This window comes from Xenorhabdus siamensis (assembly GCF_037996745.1).
Taxonomy (GTDB): Bacteria; Pseudomonadota; Gammaproteobacteria; order Enterobacterales; family Enterobacteriaceae; genus Xenorhabdus; species Xenorhabdus indica.
This window is the reverse complement of record NZ_JBBMXE010000007.1, coordinates 165,258-186,768: the sequence shown is the minus strand read 5'-3', so window position 1 is coordinate 186,768 and position 21,511 is coordinate 165,258. Positions and strand designations below refer to the sequence as shown.

Sequence of the window (21,511 nt, the reverse complement as noted above, 5' to 3'; positions counted from 1 at the left end):
TTTTCAGTTTCCTGCGGCACAATTTGAAGTGGAACTTATTGAGCTGGAGCTTAAGCCTTTACCAGTAACCTTAACGCACACTTGTAGTTCATCGGGGGCAGAACGCCAGAATTCATAAAAAGGGAGCTTTTCTGGTACGGGGACTGAAAACGAAATACGCCATTTCTTGCCATCTAATTGTTTATACTCTGCAATAATTCCTATATAGCTAATTTCTGGCTGATTTTTCTCCAATAAATAATGTGTACGTTCGAAAGGAAGTATAAAAAATCGATCTTCATTGACCAATTTATCGCCCAGTGTATCTTTCGCTTTGTCTTGTAGTGAAAAAAAGTCTGCCGACATAAATTCTTCATTCGATTGCAATAAAAAAACATGTATTTTCAGTGGAGCTGAATCATTTACATTAGATGCAATACTGAAAATTAATTTATAAGGGGGCAACTTTTCCGGTTGCGATGAACAGCCTGTCATTATTAAGAGAAGTGATATTAATAAAAACGACGGTAGAAATATCCTCTTAATCCAATAATTAATTGAATATAATGTTTTGATCAAGATTGTTTTTCTCAGTGAAAAACGCAATATCATAAAGTTCATTAATTATTCAGGCATAGCCAGCATTGAATAAAATAAAAAGTCAAGTGTATCAGGCCGCTGAAATAAGCACTTTTGTCTGACTGGGAGTAATGCGGGCACCTACGGCGTTCGTTGAATTCTGCATAGTGAGACTTGTCAGCCGTGTTACTGGTGAGCCTTTGATTAAGACAGAGTTGGCCCCTAATGTATGTCTGGCTGGTCCCATTACTGTTCCTGAAGCCACTCCCATATTAACTCCAGCGTTATCTCCTGTTGTCATGGGAAAGTTTGTCGCTATGTTATGTACAGGAGAGCCTGCAAATAAGATATTCATGGCATTAGTGATGCCGGTAGGCCCTTGTATCCATTCCACCCCCTTGAGTATTGGCAAACATGATATCTCCTTAACCAATATGAATTTGTTCGGCATCTATTTTGGTGACCGCTTTTGCAGACATCATGGTGTTTTGGGCATGCAATCGGATATAGCTTTCAGCCTGCATATCTAATTGGCCTGCCTGAACCTGTTCTGTCTGCGTGGTATGACGAAACAGTCGGTTACTAAGCTGTGTTACTGTCTGCCAAACAGACTCAAATTTATTGCCAACCAGTTGGGTGATGGATACCCATGCAGACAGTGATTCACCACTGTATTGCATTTTGCTGATATGGCAGTTTCCAGTGCTGGCAGCAATATTCAGTCCGTTGCTGTTTAAACTTAAATCTCCCTGAGAAGAGATAGCCAGATCACCAGGCACGCTGATTTCTGCCGGATGATGCTGTTCTGCTCGCTCTAATACGGCCAAAACCCAGAGTTGACTATCGACTGTCATCACTAAAACAGTATCTCCCGGTTCGGGGGTCAGCAGGCAACTGGCAGCTCGTCGGCAGTGCCATCCCCGGTTGTTACTTTCCACTATTAAACTACCATCCTGAAGGTGATTAACAACCTGACCTGCAATTTGGTGTAAGGGTTGTTCGGTAGTAAGAGGGTGTGAAGAAAGCGCATAAGAAGGTTTTGACATTTTGATTCTCCCGGTTAAATCTTGCGTTGCATACTCCACTCTTCGGCGGCAAACAGTTCAGGATCATTTTCCAGTATGCCACGACGGTCAGAAAACAGTGCTTCAGCCTGTTGGGCACGGTGAAAAAGTGTTCTCATAAAGTGTGCTGTGCGAAAGTCACTATTGTTGACATTGGCATAGGAAAGATCGGCATAAGACATGTCACAGCCGGTAAATCGTACATTCACTGCATGTGCTTTGTGCATGATGGCCTGGATTAATTTGCTTTGCCTGAAATCAGCGGATTCAAGACAGGCACCGACGAAAATCGCCTGTTCAAACAGACTATTGCTGCAACATGCCTGGGTTAAATCTGCTTCAATGAATAAAGCCTGGGTTGCATTGACATTCGATAACATTGCACCTTGTAAAGTGGCACCTTTGAAATTACAGTTAGTTAATCTTGCTTGATTGAAGTTTGCTGCTTCAAGTTGACAGTCTGTGAACAAGCACTCTTTGAGTTGTTGTTTCTGATAGTCCTGACCACGGAGATCACATTCAAAAAAAACAGCTTTAGTGTATTCATTGGCAGAAAAGCTTGTTTCCCGTAAATCCAGCCGAAAAAAAGTGACCAGAAACAGACAGCTATTTGTTAATTTTGCTTGATTAAATGTTGAATCAATAAATGTTACCCGCTCAAGGTCACTATTGTTAAATTCCACACCTTGCAGTGAACTGGATATAAACTGAGTTTCATTTTGCTTATTTTCTGTAAAACAGGCTTTCTGCAAAATACAGTGATTAAATACGCAGTTTGTTATTTCACTTTTATCAAATACAGTGTGGATCATATTGCATTGTTCAAAAGTACTCTGTTCGAACACGGCTGAATCAAAAACGGCTTCTTTAAGTTGGCATTCAGTAAAGACAGTTTCTTTCAGTTGAGCGTGAGAGAAATCCGCACCAGAAAAATCGACTTCTCTGAAAATCCCACCAGATAAATCCTGTCGGGTGAACGACATATTCTGCAAGCTGACTTTCTCAATTATTTCCCCTTGTTTGATTTTTGTTATCAGTTCACCTGTTGACAGCGAATTCATATCACTTCCTTATCTCGTTTGGGTAAGGTTTTCGTTTGCTGTGAGTAGACACCTTTAAATAAAGTTGAACCATCAACGATGGACTGGGACATATCGGCGCGGAATAGATTGGTTTCCCGTAAATCCGTACCGTTAAAGCTGCATTTTTGCATCAGGGCATTCATCAGGTTGGCATTGTTCAATAAAGCCCCCTGAAAATCTGTTCTGATAAATATACTTTTTATCGTATTTAAATGCTGCATATCGGCTGACTGACAGTTAGCTTCACTCAGGTCACAGTTGTTCAAAGTCGCAGAGTGAAATATTGACTGAACCAAGGGCATTTTGCGTAGATTGCATTCCGTTAAAGTAGCCTGTCTGAAATCAGCCTGGTTAAGTTCACTGTTCATCGCAAAAGCACAAGTCAACAGATTAGCGGAACGAAATCGGATCTTGTTTGCTTCAGTTTCTACCCAGGCACAGTTTTCGAGGTGTGCATGGTCAAAAATGGCTTGTACCAGTTTACACTTGAGAAAAGACACCTTATTCAGATTTGCGTGATTGAATTTGAGTGCAGGTAATTCGAGCTCTGCAAAGGTACAATCTTTCCACTGGGAATGTTGAAAATTACAATGGGTAATAAAAACCTGTTTCAGAAACAGATCCGTGAATGTTGCACGGTTGAACTGGCAGCGATCAAACAATGCTTCCTGTAATTGTGTTTCTTTGAAGCGGGTGACAGAAAAATCGCTCTGTTCACATTTAGCCAGTATTAAGTTGGCATTATCCAATTTAACCCCATACAGGGAAGCGTTGCAGATTTCCGTTCTGGCCAGCATAGCCTCACTGAAATCGGCTTCATCCAGTTGGCTGTTATTGAAACAGGCACTTTCCAATAATGCCCGGGAAAAATTGGCTCCGCGCAGATCCATATTTGACAAATCTGCCCCGGTAAAATCCATGCCACTGAAATTACCACCTTGCTCCATGATCTTTTGCACCCGTTTACGAATGATTTGCGACAAGCTTCCTGTCAAGCGTAAGGCCGGACTTTGTGATTGCACTGAAAAAAAATACGTATCACGTAGTAATTGTTCAATTTGTGCTAATTTGGGGTCATCAAACGCTATTTGCTGTTGTTGCTTTTGCAATATATCCCGCATCTTATAGAGATTTTCCGGCCCTCTGGCTTGGTTTTCTGTCACTGATTGATCAATATCAATACCCAGTTGTTTCGCTTTGGCTGCTATATCCTCTCGATTTAGCTCGGCTTCGGTACGCTTTTGGGTCGCATCTTGCTCTATTTTTTCCACAAATTCTGGCAGTTCATCTAATCTGGGGGTGGCAGGTGGTGCAGATGTTGTGGCGGGAGCAGGAATGATAGTAGCGATATCGTAACCATATTCAGCTAAACGTTCTTTTTGTTGTTCACGGAGACGTTTTTCACGATTAAGCACATTTTCCTGTATTGGATTGTTTTCAGGCTGTTCTGTGTCTATCCACGGGCCAATGATTTCTTCAGGGATGAGATCTTTTTCCCGGAAGCTATATAAAACGCCTTTTTCTTTATCCATACGTTGATTGAGCACTTGCAAATAATGATTTTCCGTCAAGGGGTTATCATTTAATTCCAGAGCCGATACCATTTGTAATACATCCGCTGCATCATCTTCATTAATCTGGGAATATCCATGCCATATCAGGATCATTTGCTCCAAATGGGGAAAGAACCATACTGTCGTCTGGCGCATACCTATTTCTTCAAAAATCTCCTCATCAAGACGTAATCGCTTGATAAAGCAACGCGCACGCCACGCAGGCAAGACGCCTTCTTGTACCGGTTTTTCAGGATGCATATTCTCAATACGCCATGCAGCCTGAACTGGCAGGGCAGTTATTTGATCCAGCCATTGATCCCTTGGGGCTGCATTAAATAGTCGCCAGTCAATATCATGGGCAAACCCCGGAAATTCATTTTCCAGCCACTCCTTGTCATATTTTTTACCAATACGGGTAAAACGACGCGGACATGTAAAATCCAGTGGACAAAAACTGGCAGGAATGGGGATATCTTCTGGTGATAACAACTGCTTGTGCAAAGTTTCGATATTGGGAAGATGATGGATTTTTACACCATTTTCCATCAACTTCGGGCTGAAACCGATACCGTGTGGATTCTCTTCATAGCCTTCACCACCAAAAGCCCGGCTCCAGTCCAATCGCATTTGTTCAAATGCCTCAGATTTTGAGGGAGTATCACCAATCCAATAACGATCACCGAAAGCAACCAATGTTTTTTCCAATTGATCCACCTGAATACGTACTGTACAAGCTGTTTTATCGGCTTGGTGATGCGTATAGGCATAGCCTGTAGCCAGAAATTCAGCACAGGATTTAGGCATCGCGAGATCAACAATACCATTACAGGTTTTCAGTTCTTTTTCTGCAAGTTGCCAAAGTTCTGGTTCTGGACGCAAGCGTGGAGTAGAACTCATATCAGCGAGTGCCATGATAGAGATACCGAGATGGTTTTTTTGCATCCAGCGATAAGGCCGATAAAGCACACTTAATCGCAGGGGTTTGATAATTTTCATTACAATCTACCAGATATATTAGTCAACTGATGATATGTAAGCTGCTGTTTAAAATGTTAGCGCTTGTCTGTATGATCGAAGTAATTGCTTTAGCTAACTTCGTATTAGATTGCGAAAGATCTGTTCCCGTTTTACTAAAGGATGTATCAGTTACGCTGACAGATAACATCGTGGATGAGATACTTGTATTGGTTGAACTTATACTAAGTTTTGTGTGGGAAAATGACATTGAAACCGAACTTATGCTTATTTTTACCGAAGAAACACTAAATATATCGGATTTATAAAAAGACTGTGGGCAATCTATTGAGACATGAGTGTTGCTCTTTATTGTAATGAGATTAGGACTAGATATTAGCGTCGTTCCGGTAATATTCTGTGTCCAGTTTCCGTCAATTTTAGCACTTAAATCTCCTTTGAGTTTATAAGTATCCCCATCACTAATCTCTGTTTTTCTTCCTTTCTGAATGGTTCTTTGCTGGCTGTTTTCAACAGATAATGTGTCTTTGCCTTTAACCGTCGTGTCACGATCATCTTCGTAAGTGAAACTTGCTTTACCTGTTACTGTATCCGTTTGCTGTTTTTTTATTTCAGTCGTGCGGTTCCCATCAATAGTGACTTTTTTATCCTTTTCCACGGAGATATTCATGTCACGCTCTGCATGCAGATCAAATAACTCTTTATCCGGAGCGTCATCCATAAAGAGGTAATTTGCTTGTTCATGCTTACCTTCCTTTGTATTTGACATCACACCACTACGGGTTTCATGCTTGGGAAGCTCCCAGGGAGGCATATTTTCATTGTTATAGGCGCTGCCAATAACAAAAGGCTTATCCGGATCACCATTGACAAAACTAATAACAACTTCTTCACCCACTCTGGGTACATAAATACTGCCGTACCGCCAGCCAGCCCAACGAGTTGCCACGCGTATCCAGCAAGAACTGGTATCATCTTTTTTATCACTTTTATCCCACCGAAATTTCACTTTTATCCGGCCGTACTTATCAGTCCATATCGGTTTATCTTTAGGGCCTGTTACAACCGCGGTTTCAAGACCTGTTGCTTTTGGCCAGGGGGTTACTGCGGGTGGTTTCCAATGGACATTGGCAGGGATAGCATCAAATTGGACAACATTTTTATCTTTATTGGGCTTATTATCGTCACAATCATAATCGTCATATTCGCAATTAAGAGCGAAACCGTAACATGATTCATAAAAAGTATATTGAGCACCGGTAATTAAGTAGTCATTATAATCATCACCTTTAATATCATTAGGTAGTGATAGGGTGAAAGTATGTCCCGGAGCTATACCCAATACATTACCTTTACCATTAATCAGTTCACTTTGTGCTTCTGCGGCTTGTTGAAGCACTCGAGCATAAAATTGCCCCTGTCCATTTTTTACATAGCGTCCGGGCCACATGAATATTTCTGTATTATTAACCGAACTGAGTGAAGTCTGAATGGCCGCCTGTAACTTAGCCCGTGGTTTGCGGAAATCGTAGTCATCAAGACAAAAATTGTTTGGTATCGTGGTACTGCGAATATTCCAATTATAAATATATTCTTTACTTGGTTTTCTGGACGATTTACCGACATTGAAATAATTGATCGTATCATATCCAGGCATGGGACCAAGCATTTGTGGCATATCGACTAAAACCATAGTATGACTTCCCATGTCGTGTTTAAAATAGTAATAAATCCCTTCGTGCGCCATTAGCCGATGGATGAAATCAAAATCAGTTTCATTATATTTAACGCAATATTCCCATGTGCGATATTTTTCAAGGAGCCGATCCTCAAAAAAGATACCAGCATCCATCAATACAGTCGCAATAATCTCAGGTACGGTCTTTTCTTGCCAAATGCTGTATCCCAGTTTTTTTTTCAATTCCCATAGCTTAGGTCTGACTGTAGCCGTATATAAATAAAGCCTGTCATCGTATTTATAAAAGGGATCATAAGATATCTGTTCTATATAACCACTTAGATATCTTGTCTGTTTTGACGGGGTTTTTATTTCTACAGTCAGGGCAGTATTATGCAGAGATATTGGGTCAGATAATCTCTTTTCGCTCAGTAATTCAACCTCAAATTTGTAAGCTTCCGATAATCTTTCTATTCCATTCAGTGACTTAAAATATAAAGTTTCATCGGATGAGGAGTGTGCGATAAACATTCTCTCCATAAGATTTACTCGCTTTTGTTTAAAGCTACCGCATACTCCAGGTAGATTCGGGAATATAGGGTAGTTAGAGGAATATATAGTGCTGGTTTTCTAATATTGAGTTAAGCATAATGGTTACCATTTGTAATCAGTGAATGTCATTTCGTTGATGTAATATGTAATTAATTTTTATTTTTTTGTTTTTTGTTATTTCTCCCTTTTGTATGTGTTTATTTTTTTTATATAAAGTATTTTGAGATTATAAAATTCATTTTTTATGAGAAAAGGTGTTAATTTAACCGATCGCATTTTAATAAATATTTATTAATATCGTTTACTGGGTAACAGTAAATGGAAAATCACCCAATCTTGATTAATGAACCAGAGAGAGTAACGCATGCAGTACCTTTAACCTCAGTATTTACTGTTGCACTTAAAGTGAGAGTCGAAATAGCTTTCAGTTCGGCTGATCCGGTGACAGATTTTTTCCAATTCCCTGTAATACTGCCTTCTTCGTTTCCGGTGATTGATTCTTTTTTATTGCCACTGATATTTGCTTGATAATCACCAGTTATATTATATTTAATGCCACCACTAGTGACTTCAACTTCTTTACCATTAGTCACCGTTGTTTTCTGTTTATTTTTGAAAACTGCCGTTTCTTCTTGTTCAACGGTTGTATCACGTTTTGCCTTATAGGTAAAACTTGCATCTTCTTCTACGGTATCCGTTTGTTTTTTCTTTATTTCTGTCGTACGGGAGCCATCAATAGCTATCTTTTGATCATTTTCTACAGAAATATTCATATCTTTTTCTGCGTGTATATCAAAAGATTCTTTATCTTGCGCATCGTCAATGAATAAATAACTGGCGTTATTATTTCCACCTTTTATGCTCCGTGACATAAAACCTATTTTTGTGGCTTCTTTTGGCAATTCCCACGGTGGCATATTCTCTTTATTAAAAGTACTGCCTATTATTAGTGGCCGATCAGGGTTGCCGTTGATAAAGCTGACAAAAACTTCATCTCCAACTCTGGGGATCTGGACTGCACCGAATTTAGTGCTGGCCCAGGTGCTAGACCAACGTATCCAACAAGAACTTGTATCATCTTTGGCACCTTCTTGATCCCAATGAAATTGTACTTTGACCTGAGCATATTCATTTGTCCAAATGTCTTTACCACTCGCACCCACGACTTGCGCTGTTTCTATGCTAGCGACCGGCCATGATGTTAAACAGGGAGCTCGCCAGTTTACTTTCGCCGGAATCGCAGTGAAACTGGTTTCAATTTTGATTGTGTTATCATCACTGATATCAATATGACCAGAATAATCACTGGATTCAGAAAATTCATATGTAGCACTGACAATCAGATAATTACCATTATCCCCGTCTCTGAATGCTTTAGAAAGCGTAAAGGTATGCCCCGGAGCTATACCAATTTCAAGACTCTTGGCTTTAATATAATGACAATGAGCGGTATAGGATTGTTGTAAAACCAGAACATAAGATTTTCCTTGTGAAGCTTCAGTATAATTTCCCGGCCATTCATATATTTTTGTGTCGGGAACCGAAGAATCCGGGTTTTGTTGTGTTTCCAGTAACTGAGCCCGTGGTTTGAGGAAATTGTAATCATTCATTGCATAGATCTTTGGTGCTATTGAATAACTTACATTCCAATCATATAAATAGAGCTTCTCTTTATTTCTTGGGGGCGAATGATTTGGATAATATTCTATAGAGGAATATCCTGCTAAGGCAGAATGAGATTGGGGGGAATCAGCTAATATAAGAGTATGATCACTGATAGTATGTTGAAAATAATAATAAATTCCCTCATGTTCCATTAATCGACTGATAAAATTGAAGTCAGTCTCACGATATTGTGTACAATATTCAAGTTGTTGATATTTAGAATTTAATTTACTTTCAAACTTGATGCTGTGTTTATTCAGTATATCTTTGATAATTTCAGGGGCAGTTTTCTTTTGCCATATTTGACATCCCTTACTTTTTTGCAGAATTGATAATTTTGGTTGAAGAATGAATTTATATTTATAGAAGTAAGAGTCATAAAAATCACATATTATACCATCATGGACTATGCCATTCAGATAACGTGCGTTTGCTGACGGGTTAGCCGGGTTATTTATTTCAATAGTAATTGATTTTCCTCGTAGTGATTTGATATCAATATCTTTTTTTTCACTTATTAATTCAATATCAAAGCTATAAATAGTTGATAGTTTTTCTTCACCTTTTAATGAACTAAAAAGTAAACTATCTTCACCCAGTGAAGTATGCGCAATAATATTTCTTTTCATTGAGAGTACCTTTTTAAATTAAAAGCTACCGCATGAACCTATCAATAAAGGACCAGATAAGAAATTAAACCCTGTGTTATTACTGACCGTTACTTGTTATTAATTTAATTCATAAATACAATATTTCACAAAAGAAACTATATCTCAATGTTATTATCACTATGTTTATATTTTTTTACAAAAAAAAATTTAAAATTACAAGTTTGTCTCTTTTCATAAAGAATGGTATTTATCCTTTTGATTTAGATAAAAAATTATCTTTACATAAGAAGTAGAAGTGCTTAAGAAAATGAGGAAAGGGAGCAGGGAGGATAAAAAAGTTGGCGGCAATTATACAACAATTATCCAAATAACAATTACCGCCAGAGATTGGCTTTATTGATAAAACAATGCATCAACAGTGCCCGGAAGCAAGAAAACACATTGTTTCCAATAAAGAATTTATTTTAATGCTGTTTATTTTAACATTAATAGTGCGTTGTCATAGTCAGGTTCGTTGGTAATTTCATCCACGAGTTGGCTATAAATGACTTGATTATTTTCATCCAGAACAATAACAGCGCGCGCAGTCAATCCACTTAATGGGCCTGCGCTTATTGCGACACCGTAATTTTCCTGAAACTCGCCGCTGCGCAGTGTTGACAGAGTGACGACATTTGAAAGGCCTTCAGAGCCGCAGAAACGAGATTGTGCAAAAGGTAAGTCTGCTGAAATGCAAAGTACGACGGTATTGTTCAGTTCGCTGGCATGTTGATTGAATTTACGAACAGAAGTTGCACAAACACCGGTATCAATACTTGGAAATATATTGAGTACCTTACGTTTTCCTGCGTATTGGCTCAGTGTCACATCAGTGAGATCTTTGGCTACCAGCGTAAATTCTTTTACTGTTTCACCTACTTGTGGAAAACTTCCGCTCACGGTGATATCGCTGCCTTGGAACTTGACGGTTTGTGTCATAATTTTATCCCTCTATATAAGTAAACTGCGGTGCCAGTGTAAAGGAATAGTGCGATCTTGCCCACAAAAATAGATGTAATATTTAGAAATACTCACCTATTGTTTAATTAACAGTGTCTTATAATTTATTTTAGGGTGATTATTAGACCAGTAGAATTTATGCATAATTTACCCTTATTCCCTTCTGTATTACTGATGACCGGACTTTCTTTGCCTCTTTCTGTTTATGCTGCTGAGATCCCGGTGGGGACTCAATTAGATCCTCATCAGGAGTTGGTTCGACATTTGAAAGATGAACCTGCCTCACTTGATCCGATTAAATCTTTTGGCTTAACGGAAGCACAGGTATTACGTGATTTGCTGGAAGGTCTCGTCAATCAGGATGCTTATGGCAAACCTATTCCCGGTGTTGCTATTGACTGGCAAACGACAGACAACAAAACATGGATATTTACACTGCGACAGAATGCCCATTGGTCTAATGGTGACAAAGTGACAGCTTCTGATTTTGTTTATAGCTGGCAGAGACTGGTTAATCCTAAAAATGCTTCCTCATTTGCCTGGTTTGCGGCTTTATCAGGTATTCAGAATGCTCAGGCTATTATTGATGGTAAACTGCCAGCCGAAAAATTAGGCGTTGAAGCTCTTGATGCTTATACCCTGAAAGTCACACTGGATCGCCCTGTACCTTATTTTCCCAGTATGACAACTAATTTTAGTCTTTACCCAGTCAATAAACAGAGTGTTGAAAGATACGGTAATGACTGGACCAGGGTCGGTCATTTAGTTGGTAATGGCGCATTTATGCTTACAGGGCGGGTGGTCAATGAAAAAATTGTTTTGACGCCTAACCCTTATTATTGGGATCACAAAAATACGGTGTTGAAAAAAGTCATTTTTGTACCTATCAGTCAGGAATCCCACGCGGTTAAGCGTTATTTGGCCGGAGATCTGGATATTACAGAATCTTTTCCTAAAAATATGTACCGCAAGTTACTGCGTGATATCCCGGCAGAAGTTTTTACTCCCGATCAATTGGGTACTTATTATTACGCATTTAACACTCAACGGGCACCGACCAATGATATTCGGGTCAGGCAAGCTCTTGCTATGACGATTGATAAAAATCTGATTGCGGAAAAAATTCTGGGAACGGGAGAAAAACCTGCATGGCATTTCACTCCTGATGTTACAGCCGGGTTCCAGCCAGAAAAGAGTCAACAAGAGAGGCTGACGCAGCAGGAAAGGGATAAGAGAGCTAAAACTCTTTTAAAAGAAGCGGGTTATGGCCCTGAAAATCCATTAAAACTTTCTTTGCTCTATAACAATCTGGAAAATAACCAACGTATTGCTATTGCAGTAAGCTCGGAATGGAAGAAAAAACTGGGCGTTGAAGTGAAGTTAGTTAATCAGGAATGGAAAACTTATGTTGACAACCGTAATACCGGTAATTTTGATGTTGTCAGGGCGTCCTGGACTGGCGATTATAATGAACCATCAAGTTTCCTGTCTCTTTTAACATCAACACATAGCGGGAACCTGGCTAAATTCTATAATCCAGCCTATGACGCCTTGTTAAAAGCAGCCAGCCAGGAAACAGATAGCACAGCCAGAAACAAGGATTACAATCAGGCAGAAAAAATGATTGAAGAGCAAGCGCCAATTGTACCGATTTATCAATATACCAACGGCCGGTTAATCAAAAAGTGGTTAAAAGGATACCCGATCACCAATCCTGAAGATGTGGCTTATAGTCATACTATGTATATCATTAAGCATTAGCCTGCATAGGCTGGTAACGGTGTTTTTTCAGAATTAGCTAACTCATCGTAAACTGGTCAATTCGTATTTCTGCGTTTGACCAGTTATTAAACTATTACTGCTTTACGGTTCTCGATTGAGATAAAAATCTGACTTAAGTAATATTTACTGGCTATTTGGCAGTAAGATGAAATTACCTTGAATTTTAACAAATAATAAGTGAGGAATTTATGTCTGAAATTAATAAGCCAGAAGATAAAAAAGCTGATCTCAACTGCCCATTCAAACCAGAACAATACCAGATTGGCAAAGACAATATAACTGTCCCCGCAGAGACTTTCGCTTGTGTTTGAACTGGAAATAAATCACTTAATCTGCACTCTGAATTCAAGGCTGAGCTTCGGTTCGGCCTTCTTCTATATTGGTTACAGTAAAATTTTCCTAAAGTGATAACTATACTGATCCAAACACAAAGTATCTTCAATGACGTTGGATATGTATTGTATTTATTTTATGCAATTAAACATCAAGTGTTAAACAGGAGTGGGTGTGGAAACGATATATGGCTCAGCATTTAAAAATTCAAATGCTGTGTATGCTTGCCAATTGAATGGTAAGGGCGGTATCACAGGCTTTGGGGAAAATGCACTTGCAACGGCAGAGCAACCTTTCTGGCAGCATTTTGATTATAAAAATCAGGTCAGTTATCGATGGATTATGAATACAAATTTGTTACCTGCTCCGGTAAAAGAAGGGCTGGCAGGTGAAAGTGTCCGGCCTAAGCTCATTCGCACTGGAGAAGGTGCGATGATGACATTGCGGACAATTAACCGTAATGATAATGCTCGTCCTGATCATTTGGTTTCATTCCGCATCTATATTAATGACAGAATGATTATTTCCAGTCGTCATCGGAAAGTCTATTCGATAGATCAGGTCTTAGATAATTTGCACAATGGCATAGGCGCAAAAAATACGGGACATTGGTTGGTTGAAATAGCGGACTCTATTACCGATGAAGTGAACGATTTTATTGAAGCATTGCATGATAACTTGATTGAATTTGAGGATGGCATTCTGGAACAGAAAATTCCTGGACGGGGTGAGTTAGTATTATTGCGTAAGCAATTGATTGTTCTGCGTCGTTATATGGCACCACAGCGCGATGTCTTTATGCGTTTAGCCAGTGAAAAATTGCCCTGGATGAGTGATGAAGAGCGTCATCTGATGCAGGAAATTGCTGATCGCTTAGGGCGTGGGTTAGATGATCTGGATGGCTGTATTGCAAGGACGGCTGTTCTTGCGGATGAGATCACTTCTATTATGGCAGATGCGATGAACCGCCGTATCTACATGATGTCTTTGTTAACAATGATATTCTTACCCAGTACCTTTTTAACCGGGTTGTTTGGCGTTAACCTTGGTGGGATCCCAGGGAATGAATATAAGTTCGGGTTTGGTTTATTCAGCCTGTTATTGTCGTTATTGATCGCCGCATTCACCTGGTGGTTAAGGCGTAGCAAATGGTTATAGAGTGCTATGAGGTATAAGGAAAGCGGTGTTTCAAAATCACTTTCCCTAAATCAAACGGTTAATCTCATTCAGTTTGAGATATATCAATAATCTGAATCTACAGTTAAGGCATTATAACTGGGCAGGTGAATACAACGTTGAGCGATGAACGTTGTGCTCCATATCCATAATTGTAGTGTTTCTCATATTGAGGTTATACAGATTAATTGATGTGTTGTGCCGATGTTAATTTTAGCATCGGCCATTTTTTATCATTATCTGATTTCGATGATATCCAATCGTTCTGCCTGAAAATCAATCTGTTCATCGGAGCTAATAGCAGGCTGTATCGGCAGTTCTTCCCGATCAAAAGCCAAATCTCCACCATCAATAATTTCACTACCATGATTAATGCTTTTGAAATCGAACAGATTAAAGTCACTAAGATGTGATGGAACCACATTTTGCATGGCACGGAACATGGTTTCAATACGGCCCGGATAGCGTTTGTCCCAGTCACGCAGCATATCTTTAATGACTTGACGTTGTAGGTTAGGTTGTGAGCCACACAAGTTACAAGGAATGATTGGAAATGCTTTAGCTTCAGCGTAGCGTTCGATGTCTTTTTCCCGACAGTAAGCAAGTGGGCGGATCACAATGTGCTTACCATCATCACTGATCAATTTTGGTGGCATACCTTTTAACTTGCCGCCATAAAACATATTCAAAAAGACAGTTTGTAAGATATCATCGCGATGATGCCCCAATGCAATTTTGGTGGCACCCAACTCAGTCGCCGTGCGGTACAAAATACCCCGGCGTAAACGAGAGCACAGAGAGCAGGTTGTTTTTCCTTCAGGGATTTTTTCTTTAACAATACCATAGGTATTTTCTTCAACAATTTTATACTCAATTCCCAGTTCATCCAGATAAGCCGGGAGTATATGTTCAGGAAAACCGGGTTGTTTTTGATCCAAATTAACGGCTACAAGGGAAAAATTAACGGGGGCACTTTTTTGCAGATTCTGCAAAATGGACAGCAGAGTGTAGCTGTCTTTGCCACCAGAAAGGCAGACCATGATGCGATCACCTTCTTCGATCATATTGAAATCTGCGATAGCTTGGCCCACATCACGACGCAGACGTTTTTGTAATTTATTGAAATTATATTGTTCTTTTTGAGTGTTCATCTCTGATTGTTCTTACTGTTTCTGATAGCTGTTCGGCTAAATGCTTTTAAAAAATGATGATGATTTTATGGCGGAGAACATGAAAAGGGAACAATGATAGCGGATGAAAAGGGATTATCAATCAGAGTTAGTGAAAAATGCTTTATATCTCCCCCACATGGGGGAGAAAGTCATTTTTACCCTTCGTCTTTATTCTGAACCGAAAAGAACTGGCTGATTAGAACTAAAATACCTACCAGTAAATAAGCGGCAAAAATACCAATTAACCATTGTGGCATGTCTAATGTCAGAAATGACCACTGTTTCATTGAACAATCACCAAAAGCCTGAAATACCGAAGGTAACCATTCATTCAGTGGTAACCAAGATGGGAATCTGGCAAAAAATTCACAAGTGTTAAAAGGGCTAGGGTCTAACTGCATCATAGTGTGATCCCATGCTAGTTGTAATCCGCGCCATGCACTATAAAGCCACAGTAAAATGGCTAACCAACGTAACGGAGTTTTGGGGGCAATAGCGCCCAATAGTGCTGCCCCCAAAATACCAAATAGAGCAACGCGCTCATAAATGCACATCACACAAGGTTGTAGTTGCATAACATGCTGAAAATAGAGCGCAATAGCTTCTAATATAAAAGCGGTTAGCGCCATCAATAACCAAGCACTTTGCCCTTGGGAACTTCGCTTTAAAAAATGAAACATGCTTCTTTTCCCCATATATTGAATATAATTAGTTACTTATATTCCGTTTCTCAAATCACAAAAAAATAAATTTCAGTAATTAATAGATTTCAGTAATTAATAGATTTCAGTAATTATAGTGGGATAACCCAACCGATTTTGACGAGATATTCAGTCACCGGAAGTAGCAAAAATTCGACACACAATAATCCCACTAATGTCATCACAACGGTGTAAGGTAATGCCATGATAACCATACGACCATAAGATAAGCGAATTAATGGCGACAGGGCTGATGTCAGCAGAAACAGGAAAGCTGCCTGTCCATTCGGTGTTGCCACTGAGGGTAAGTTAGTTCCTGTATTAATAGCTACAGCCAGAAATTCATATTGCTGCTGTGAAATGAGACCATTTTTGAGAGCGTTTAAGGCTTCATTAATATAAACCGTACCTACAAATACGTTGTCAGATACCGCTGAGAGCAGGCCATTAAACAGATAGAAGAGTGAGAGCTGTGAAGCAGGTGAAGATTGCAGCACAAATTGAATAAACGGCGCAAACAGTTGTTGATCAATAATGACGGCAACCACAGAAAAGAAAACAGTTAATAACGCAGTAAATGGTAAAGCTTCTTCGAAGGCTTTGCCTAAAGCATGTTCCTCAGTGATACCACAAAATGCGGTGGTCAGGATGATGACTGATAAGCCAATTAGTCCCACTTCTGCTAAATGGAAAGCCAGAGCCACAATCAGCCAGATACCAATTAAAGCCTGAACCACAAGCTGAGTTTTTTCTTGGTATGTACGTTTTTTACTCGCCTTCTGGGCATAGTCTTCCAAAACGGAACGGACGCGCTCAGGTAACTCAGCGCCATAACCGAACAGTTTGAAATGTTCAACCAGCAGGCAGATCAACAGACCACAAATAAAGACAGGGACAGTCACAGGCGACATATGGATAAAGAATGTCATGAAGTCCCAGCCAACGTGTTTGGCAATGATCAGGTTTTGCGGTTCACCGACCATGGTCATTACACCACCTAATGCTGTACCGACTCCGGCATGCATCATCAGACTGCGCAAAAATGCCCGGAATTGCTCCAGCGTCTGCTTTTTATCTTCATTATCAATGAATTTGTCATCGCTGAGATCTGTATTGTCGTTTTGGCTGGCGCTGGAAAGATAGCGGTGATAGATGGAGTAAAAACCGACAGATACACTGATAACAACGGCAATAACCGTCAGGGCATCAAGGAAAGCGGATAAGAATGCACTTGCCAGACAGAATGCCAGCGCCAGCATTTTTTTGGAACGAATACTTAATAGCAGCTTAGTGAAAACAAATAATAAGAGCTGTTTCATGAAGTAAATACCGGCAACCATGAAAATCAGTAGCAAGATCACTTCTAAATTGTTGGCTATCTCATGCCCTACTTGTTTTGGTGAAGTCATACCGATGATAACGGCTTCAATAGCGAGTAATCCTCCCGGTTTCAGGGGATAACATTTTAACGCCATCGCCAGCGTGAAAATAAATTCAACAACGAGCATCCAGCCTGCAATAAAAGGACTGACAAAGAAAAAGATCAGTGGATTGATAATAAGAAAAACAATGATGGCCAGCTTATACCAGTCTGGGGAATTGCCGAGAAAGTTTTTCACCACTGCGCGTCGGATACTGATTTCCATTATTATTAATATTCCTCTTCATGGATACATGGACGATTCTAAAAGATCATAGTACGCTCTAAGCAGCACTAATTTAAGGGGTTAATTTCATAATTAATCAGATAATAATTATATTTTTTTATGACCTCTTTCACTCTTTCGTGGTTTATTTACTATGTAACTATGTCGGGCAGATGCATTCTGGTATGATCAGTGACTATTATTAGCTAAGAAAACTGCTTTGGAATAGTTAAAATATGGTAATTAAGGCTCAGAGTCCTGCGAGTTTTGCGGAAGAGTATCTCATTGAAAGTATATGGAATAATCGCTTTCCACCAGGCTCCATACTGCCAGCAGAGCGTGAGTTATCTGAATTAATCGGTGTCACCCGAACGACTTTACGTGAAGTGTTACAACGTCTTGCACGTGATGGCTGGTTGACTATTCAGCATGGAAAACCAACAAAGGTCAATAACTTCTGGGAAACATCCGGCCTTAATATTCTGGAAACTCTGGCGCGCCTGGATCATGATCGTGTGCCTCAGTTAGTCGATAATTTATTGTCAGCCCGTACTAATATTGCAGCCATTTTTATTCGTACTGCGTTCAGACACAATCCGGAAAAATCATTGGAAGTATTGGCGGAAAAGAACAACGTAGAGGATACTGCCGAATCTTTCAGTTCCGTGGATTATGATATTTTCCGTGGATTGGCGTTTGCGTCAGGGAACCCGATTTATGGTTTGATTATTAACGGATTTAAAGGGCTTTATACTCGCGTCGGCCGTTATTATTTCTCGAATCCTGATGCCCGTAAGCTCGCTTTAAATTTCTATCAGCAATTGAGTGTACTGTGTCAGGAACAGACCTATGACAAGATTATGGAATGTGTACGCAATTATGGTAAAGAGAGTGGGATTATCTGGCATGGAATGCAGGGTATCATGTTCAATGAGTTAACTGAAGCCCGTCAGGGCTGATCACATCCATTGTCAATCTAGTTCATTGTCTAAGCTATTCTTTAAAGGCGGGCTGCTTTTATGCAGTTCGCTTCTTTTTAGTCCATTTTATCATCATACCTATATCATGGTATTTTTGCCTTGTAATCAGCATTGAAAACCCAGCCAAACTGTAAAATTCAAATTTTTAAATTATTATTCTGCTTACTTTGTATTTATTTGGATTTTTATTCTGAAATAAAATAAAAATAAGGATTTAAATAAATTCATAAAATGTGAATGAAATGTTTCTTTTTTGCCGCAAAAAACACTTTTTAAGATACTAATATAAGAAATTAATAGCATTTAATTCTTTTTTAATATGCTGTATTTAAACTAATTTATGTATTTTTCTCATAATTTGAAAGATAAGGCTTGTCATTATTTTGTAATTAAATTGTGATTTGAATCCTAAAATTCAACTAATCGATTTATAGTCTATTATTCTGTATTGGATTTTTATGTTTAGCATATTATGCTTGCATATATTACTCATCAATAGGGGGCAGAATGAAGGTCCTTATTTTAGGTAGCGGCGTTATCGGCGTCACCAGTGCCTGGTATCTGGCTCAGGAAGGCCATGAAGTTATTATTGTCGATCGCCAGCGGAGCGCGGCTGAAGAAACGAGCGCAAGTAATGCCGGGCAGATCTCACCCGGATATGCGACACCGTGGGGAGCACCGGGGATCCCATTAAAAGCGATAAAGTGGATGTTTCAACGACATGCTCCATTAGCTATTCGCCCTGATGGTTCACTATTTCAATTACGCTGGATGTGGCAAATGCTGCGTAATTGTGATGCAGACCATTATGCTATGAACAAAAGCAGAATGGTGCGTCTGGCCGAATATAGTCGTGACTGCATTAAACAATTGAGAGCGGATACAGGCATCCAATATGAAGGGCGTCAAAGTGGTACGCTACAACTATTCAGAACTAACAAGCAGTTTGATAATGCGGTTAATGATATTGCAGTGTTAGAGCAAGAAGGCGTTCCTTATCGGTTACTAACCTCAGAACAATTAGCATCAGCGGAACCTGCACTTGCCCATGTTTCTCATAAATTGGCGGGAGGATTACAGCTTCCTAATGATGAAACCGGTGATTGCCAAATTTTTACCAAAGAACTGGCAAAAATGGCAGAAAACGCAGGGGTCAGATTTGTGTTTAACCGGCAGGTTAAACACATTTTGGTGGACGGCGATAAGATAACAGGTATTCAGTGTGATAATGGCATCATGGCAGCGGATCAGTATGTTATAGCAATGGGCGCCTATTCTACTGACTTATTGAAAAATCTTGTCACAATTCCGGTTTATCCAATGAAAGGTTATTCGTTAACCATGCCGATAATGAATGAAACACGCTCACCTGTTTCAACAGTATTGGATGAAACTTACAAAATAGCCATTACCCGTTTTGATAATCGAATTCGCGTAGGAGGAATGGCAGAAGTCGTTGGTTTTAACCTGAATGTGCTGAAAAACCGTTGTGAAACACTCAAAATGGTAGTAGAGGATCTTTACCCTAATGGTGGCAATATTGTTGAAGCCTCATTCTGGGCCGGATTACGGCCAATGACGCCGGATGGTACTCCCATTGTTGGCCCAACCAAATATCCTAATCTTTATTTAAATACCGGGCATGGAACATTAGGCTGGACGATGGCCTGTGGTTCAGGAAAGTTATTATCTGACTTACTCTCTGGTAAAAAGCCTGAAATTGCAGCAGATGATCTCTCTGTATTCAGATATATCAATGGATTTAATACAAAAGTGCTTCGGATGAAGCATCGTTTACATACTGCGTAAAGTAAATTAAAAGAGGCCATCATGCCACGTCCTATTTTGGCAACCATCCATCTCAACGCACTTCGTCATAATTTGGCGGTTATCCGCCAAAAAGTCGGTAATAGTAAAATCTGGTCGGTAGTGAAAGCGAATGCATATGGGCATGGGTTGGATAGAATATGGCAATCACTCAAGCAGTCGGATGGATTTGCACTGCTTGATATGAATGAAGCTACTTATTTGAGAGAGCAGGGGTGGCAGGGGCCAATCCTGTTGTTGGAAGGTTTCTTCAATGTTGAAGATTTGCAGATAATTAATCAATATGACCTGACAACCACAGTGCATAGTCATTGGCAACTCAAGGTGATAAAAGACGCGGAATTAGATAAGCCCATTGATATTTATTTGAAACTGAATAGTGGCATGAATCGTCTGGGATTTACCCCAGACGAATATCCACAGATAGTTTCAATGGCAAATGGGATGAAAAATATTCATTCAGTCACTTTAATGACGCATTTCGCTAATTCCGATAATGAAATTGGTGTTGATGGGCAATTTACCGTTGTTAACCGGCTGAATATGAACTCACTCCCTCACTGTCTGGCTAATTCTGGGGCAGTCTTATGGCATCCGCAAACACACGGGGATTGGGTCAGGCCTGGAATTATTCTGTATGGTGCTTCTCCCAGTGGAAAATGGCGTGATATTGCTGACGTAGGCTTAAAACCAGCGATGAGTTTAAAAAGTGAAATCATTGCGGTTCATGATCTTTCCAAAGGAGAGAAAATTGGTTATGGCAGCCGCTATACTACCCAATATGTGACTCGTGTAGGAACAGTGGCATGTGGTTATGCTGATGGTTATCCACGACATGCATCAACAGGAACGCCGGTTATTGTCGATGGTATTCGTACTCGCTTGTTGGGTGCTATATCAATGGACATGATGTCGGTTGATTTGACTCCATGCCCATTGGCAACAATTGGCAGTTCAGTCGAATTATGGGGAGAAAAATTACCGGTGGATGAAGTCGCGGAGGCAGCCGGGACAATTGGTTATGAGCTACTGTGTGCTTTGGCCAAACGTGTTCCAGTCGTTGTGGAATGACGCTGTTTTCTGTCTTTTCTGGCATTTTTTCGTACAGCGTTCTGTACGGAAGCGCTGTACGAAATAAATGACTGTTCAGACCC

17 protein-coding genes are annotated in these 21,511 nt (G+C 39.8%); 6 read left to right on the top strand and 11 right to left on the bottom strand.

What is annotated here, in order from left to right:
• Positions 1–3: 3 nt before the first annotated feature.
• The 8 genes from tssJ to tpx all read right to left on the bottom strand — a co-directional run bounded on the left by tssJ (position 4) and on the right by tpx (position 10,719).
• The gene (gene tssJ / locus AAC852_RS07665) at positions 4–558 is read right to left on the bottom strand and encodes a type VI secretion system lipoprotein TssJ (protein ID WP_340620523.1); all 555 of its coding nucleotides are present in this window, start codon (positions 556–558) and stop codon (positions 4–6) included.
• A gap of 91 nt (positions 559–649) precedes the next feature.
• Entirely contained in the window at positions 650–913 is a 264-nt protein-coding gene (locus AAC852_RS07660) for a DUF4150 domain-containing protein (protein ID WP_340620628.1), read from the bottom strand.
• Positions 914–983: 70 nt separating this feature from the next.
• Positions 984–1,604 carry a DUF3540 domain-containing protein gene (locus AAC852_RS07655; protein ID WP_340620522.1) on the bottom strand — a complete coding sequence of 207 codons (621 nt, stop codon included), beginning with the start codon at positions 1,602–1,604 and terminating at the stop codon, positions 984–986.
• A gap of 14 nt (positions 1,605–1,618) precedes the next feature.
• The gene (locus AAC852_RS07650) at positions 1,619–2,683 is read right to left on the bottom strand and encodes a pentapeptide repeat-containing protein (RefSeq protein ID WP_340620521.1); all 1,065 of its coding nucleotides are present in this window, start codon (positions 2,681–2,683) and stop codon (positions 1,619–1,621) included.
• Entirely contained in the window at positions 2,680–5,256 is a 2,577-nt protein-coding gene (locus AAC852_RS07645) for a DUF2169 family type VI secretion system accessory protein (protein ID WP_340620520.1), read from the bottom strand. The genes AAC852_RS07650 and AAC852_RS07645 overlap by 4 nt, the downstream gene beginning before the upstream one ends.
• Before the next feature lie 22 nt (positions 5,257–5,278).
• Positions 5,279–7,444 (bottom strand): type VI secretion system Vgr family protein, encoded by a 2,166-nt coding sequence (locus tag AAC852_RS07640; RefSeq protein WP_340620519.1) that lies wholly within the window; start codon positions 7,442–7,444, stop codon positions 5,279–5,281.
• A gap of 347 nt (positions 7,445–7,791) precedes the next feature.
• The gene (locus AAC852_RS07635; RefSeq protein WP_340620518.1) at positions 7,792–9,759 is read right to left on the bottom strand and encodes a type VI secretion system Vgr family protein; all 1,968 of its coding nucleotides are present in this window, start codon (positions 9,757–9,759) and stop codon (positions 7,792–7,794) included.
• Positions 9,760–10,215: 456 nt separating this feature from the next.
• Positions 10,216–10,719, bottom strand: coding sequence for a thiol peroxidase (gene tpx / locus AAC852_RS07630; RefSeq protein WP_340620517.1), 504 nt, complete (start codon positions 10,717–10,719; stop codon positions 10,216–10,218).
• Positions 10,720–10,878: 159 nt separating this feature from the next.
• Between tpx and AAC852_RS07625 the strand changes: the two genes are divergently transcribed.
• From AAC852_RS07625 to zntB, 3 genes are all read left to right on the top strand, one after another.
• A complete protein-coding gene (locus AAC852_RS07625) occupies positions 10,879–12,501 on the top strand; it encodes a peptide ABC transporter substrate-binding protein (RefSeq protein WP_422824267.1) in 1,623 nt (540 codons plus the stop codon).
• Between the two features lie 209 nt (positions 12,502–12,710).
• Positions 12,711–12,833 carry a hypothetical protein gene (locus tag AAC852_RS07620; RefSeq protein WP_340620516.1) on the top strand — a complete coding sequence of 41 codons (123 nt, stop codon included), beginning with the start codon at positions 12,711–12,713 and terminating at the stop codon, positions 12,831–12,833.
• Between the two features lie 196 nt (positions 12,834–13,029).
• Positions 13,030–14,013, top strand: coding sequence for a zinc transporter ZntB (zntB, locus tag AAC852_RS07615; RefSeq protein WP_340620515.1), 984 nt, complete (start codon positions 13,030–13,032; stop codon positions 14,011–14,013).
• A 254-nt stretch (positions 14,014–14,267) separates the two neighbouring features.
• Here the strand turns inward: zntB and ttcA are convergent, their stop codons facing one another.
• From ttcA to nhaB, 3 genes are all read right to left on the bottom strand, one after another.
• Positions 14,268–15,182, bottom strand: a complete 915-nt coding sequence (ttcA, locus tag AAC852_RS07610; RefSeq protein ID WP_340620514.1) for a tRNA 2-thiocytidine(32) synthetase TtcA — start codon at positions 15,180–15,182, stop codon at positions 14,268–14,270.
• A 176-nt stretch (positions 15,183–15,358) separates the two neighbouring features.
• Positions 15,359–15,883 (bottom strand): disulfide bond formation protein DsbB, encoded by a 525-nt coding sequence (gene dsbB / locus AAC852_RS07605; RefSeq protein WP_340620513.1) that lies wholly within the window; start codon positions 15,881–15,883, stop codon positions 15,359–15,361.
• A 113-nt stretch (positions 15,884–15,996) separates the two neighbouring features.
• On the bottom strand, positions 15,997–17,550 hold the full coding sequence (nhaB, locus tag AAC852_RS07600; RefSeq protein ID WP_340620512.1) for a sodium/proton antiporter NhaB: 1,554 nt from the start codon (positions 17,548–17,550) through the stop codon (positions 15,997–15,999).
• Between the two features lie 236 nt (positions 17,551–17,786).
• On the opposite strand from nhaB, the gene fadR reads away from it, so the two are divergent.
• From fadR to alr, 3 genes are all read left to right on the top strand, one after another.
• Positions 17,787–18,509, top strand: a complete 723-nt coding sequence (gene fadR / locus AAC852_RS07595) for a fatty acid metabolism transcriptional regulator FadR (protein WP_340620511.1) — start codon at positions 17,787–17,789, stop codon at positions 18,507–18,509.
• A 528-nt stretch (positions 18,510–19,037) separates the two neighbouring features.
• The gene (locus AAC852_RS07590) at positions 19,038–20,339 is read left to right on the top strand and encodes a D-amino acid dehydrogenase (protein ID WP_340620510.1); all 1,302 of its coding nucleotides are present in this window, start codon (positions 19,038–19,040) and stop codon (positions 20,337–20,339) included.
• A gap of 21 nt (positions 20,340–20,360) precedes the next feature.
• Positions 20,361–21,428, top strand: coding sequence for an alanine racemase (gene alr / locus AAC852_RS07585; RefSeq protein WP_340620509.1), 1,068 nt, complete (start codon positions 20,361–20,363; stop codon positions 21,426–21,428).
• Positions 21,429–21,511 lie beyond the last annotated feature (83 nt).

Excerpts from the sequence above, each read along its gene's own strand:
- AAC852_RS07655 (WP_340620522.1), bottom strand. The coding sequence starts at position 1,604 with ATGTCAAAACCTTCTTATGCGCTTTCTTCACACCCTCTTACTACCGAA.
- AAC852_RS07645 (WP_340620520.1), bottom strand. The coding sequence starts at position 5,256 with ATGAAAATTATCAAACCCCTGCGATTAAGTGTGCTTTATCGGCCTTAT.
- dsbB (WP_340620513.1), bottom strand. The coding sequence starts at position 15,883 with ATGTTTCATTTTTTAAAGCGAAGTTCCCAAGGGCAAAGTGCTTGGTTA.
- AAC852_RS07620 (WP_340620516.1), top strand. The coding sequence starts at position 12,711 with ATGTCTGAAATTAATAAGCCAGAAGATAAAAAAGCTGATCTCAACTGC.
- nhaB (WP_340620512.1), bottom strand. The coding sequence starts at position 17,550 with ATGGAAATCAGTATCCGACGCGCAGTGGTGAAAAACTTTCTCGGCAAT.
- AAC852_RS07660 (WP_340620628.1), bottom strand. The coding sequence starts at position 913 with ATGAATATCTTATTTGCAGGCTCTCCTGTACATAACATAGCGACAAAC.
- ttcA (WP_340620514.1), bottom strand. The coding sequence starts at position 15,182 with ATGAACACTCAAAAAGAACAATATAATTTCAATAAATTACAAAAACGT.
- alr (WP_340620509.1), top strand. The coding sequence starts at position 20,361 with ATGCCACGTCCTATTTTGGCAACCATCCATCTCAACGCACTTCGTCAT.
- AAC852_RS07590 (WP_340620510.1), top strand. The coding sequence starts at position 19,038 with ATGAAGGTCCTTATTTTAGGTAGCGGCGTTATCGGCGTCACCAGTGCC.
- AAC852_RS07635 (WP_340620518.1), bottom strand. The coding sequence starts at position 9,759 with ATGAAAAGAAATATTATTGCGCATACTTCACTGGGTGAAGATAGTTTA.
- AAC852_RS07650 (WP_340620521.1), bottom strand. The coding sequence starts at position 2,683 with ATGAATTCGCTGTCAACAGGTGAACTGATAACAAAAATCAAACAAGGG.
- AAC852_RS07640 (WP_340620519.1), bottom strand. The coding sequence starts at position 7,444 with ATGTTTATCGCACACTCCTCATCCGATGAAACTTTATATTTTAAGTCA.
- AAC852_RS07625 (WP_422824267.1), top strand. The coding sequence starts at position 10,879 with ATGCATAATTTACCCTTATTCCCTTCTGTATTACTGATGACCGGACTT.
- fadR (WP_340620511.1), top strand. The coding sequence starts at position 17,787 with ATGGTAATTAAGGCTCAGAGTCCTGCGAGTTTTGCGGAAGAGTATCTC.
- tpx (WP_340620517.1), bottom strand. The coding sequence starts at position 10,719 with ATGACACAAACCGTCAAGTTCCAAGGCAGCGATATCACCGTGAGCGGA.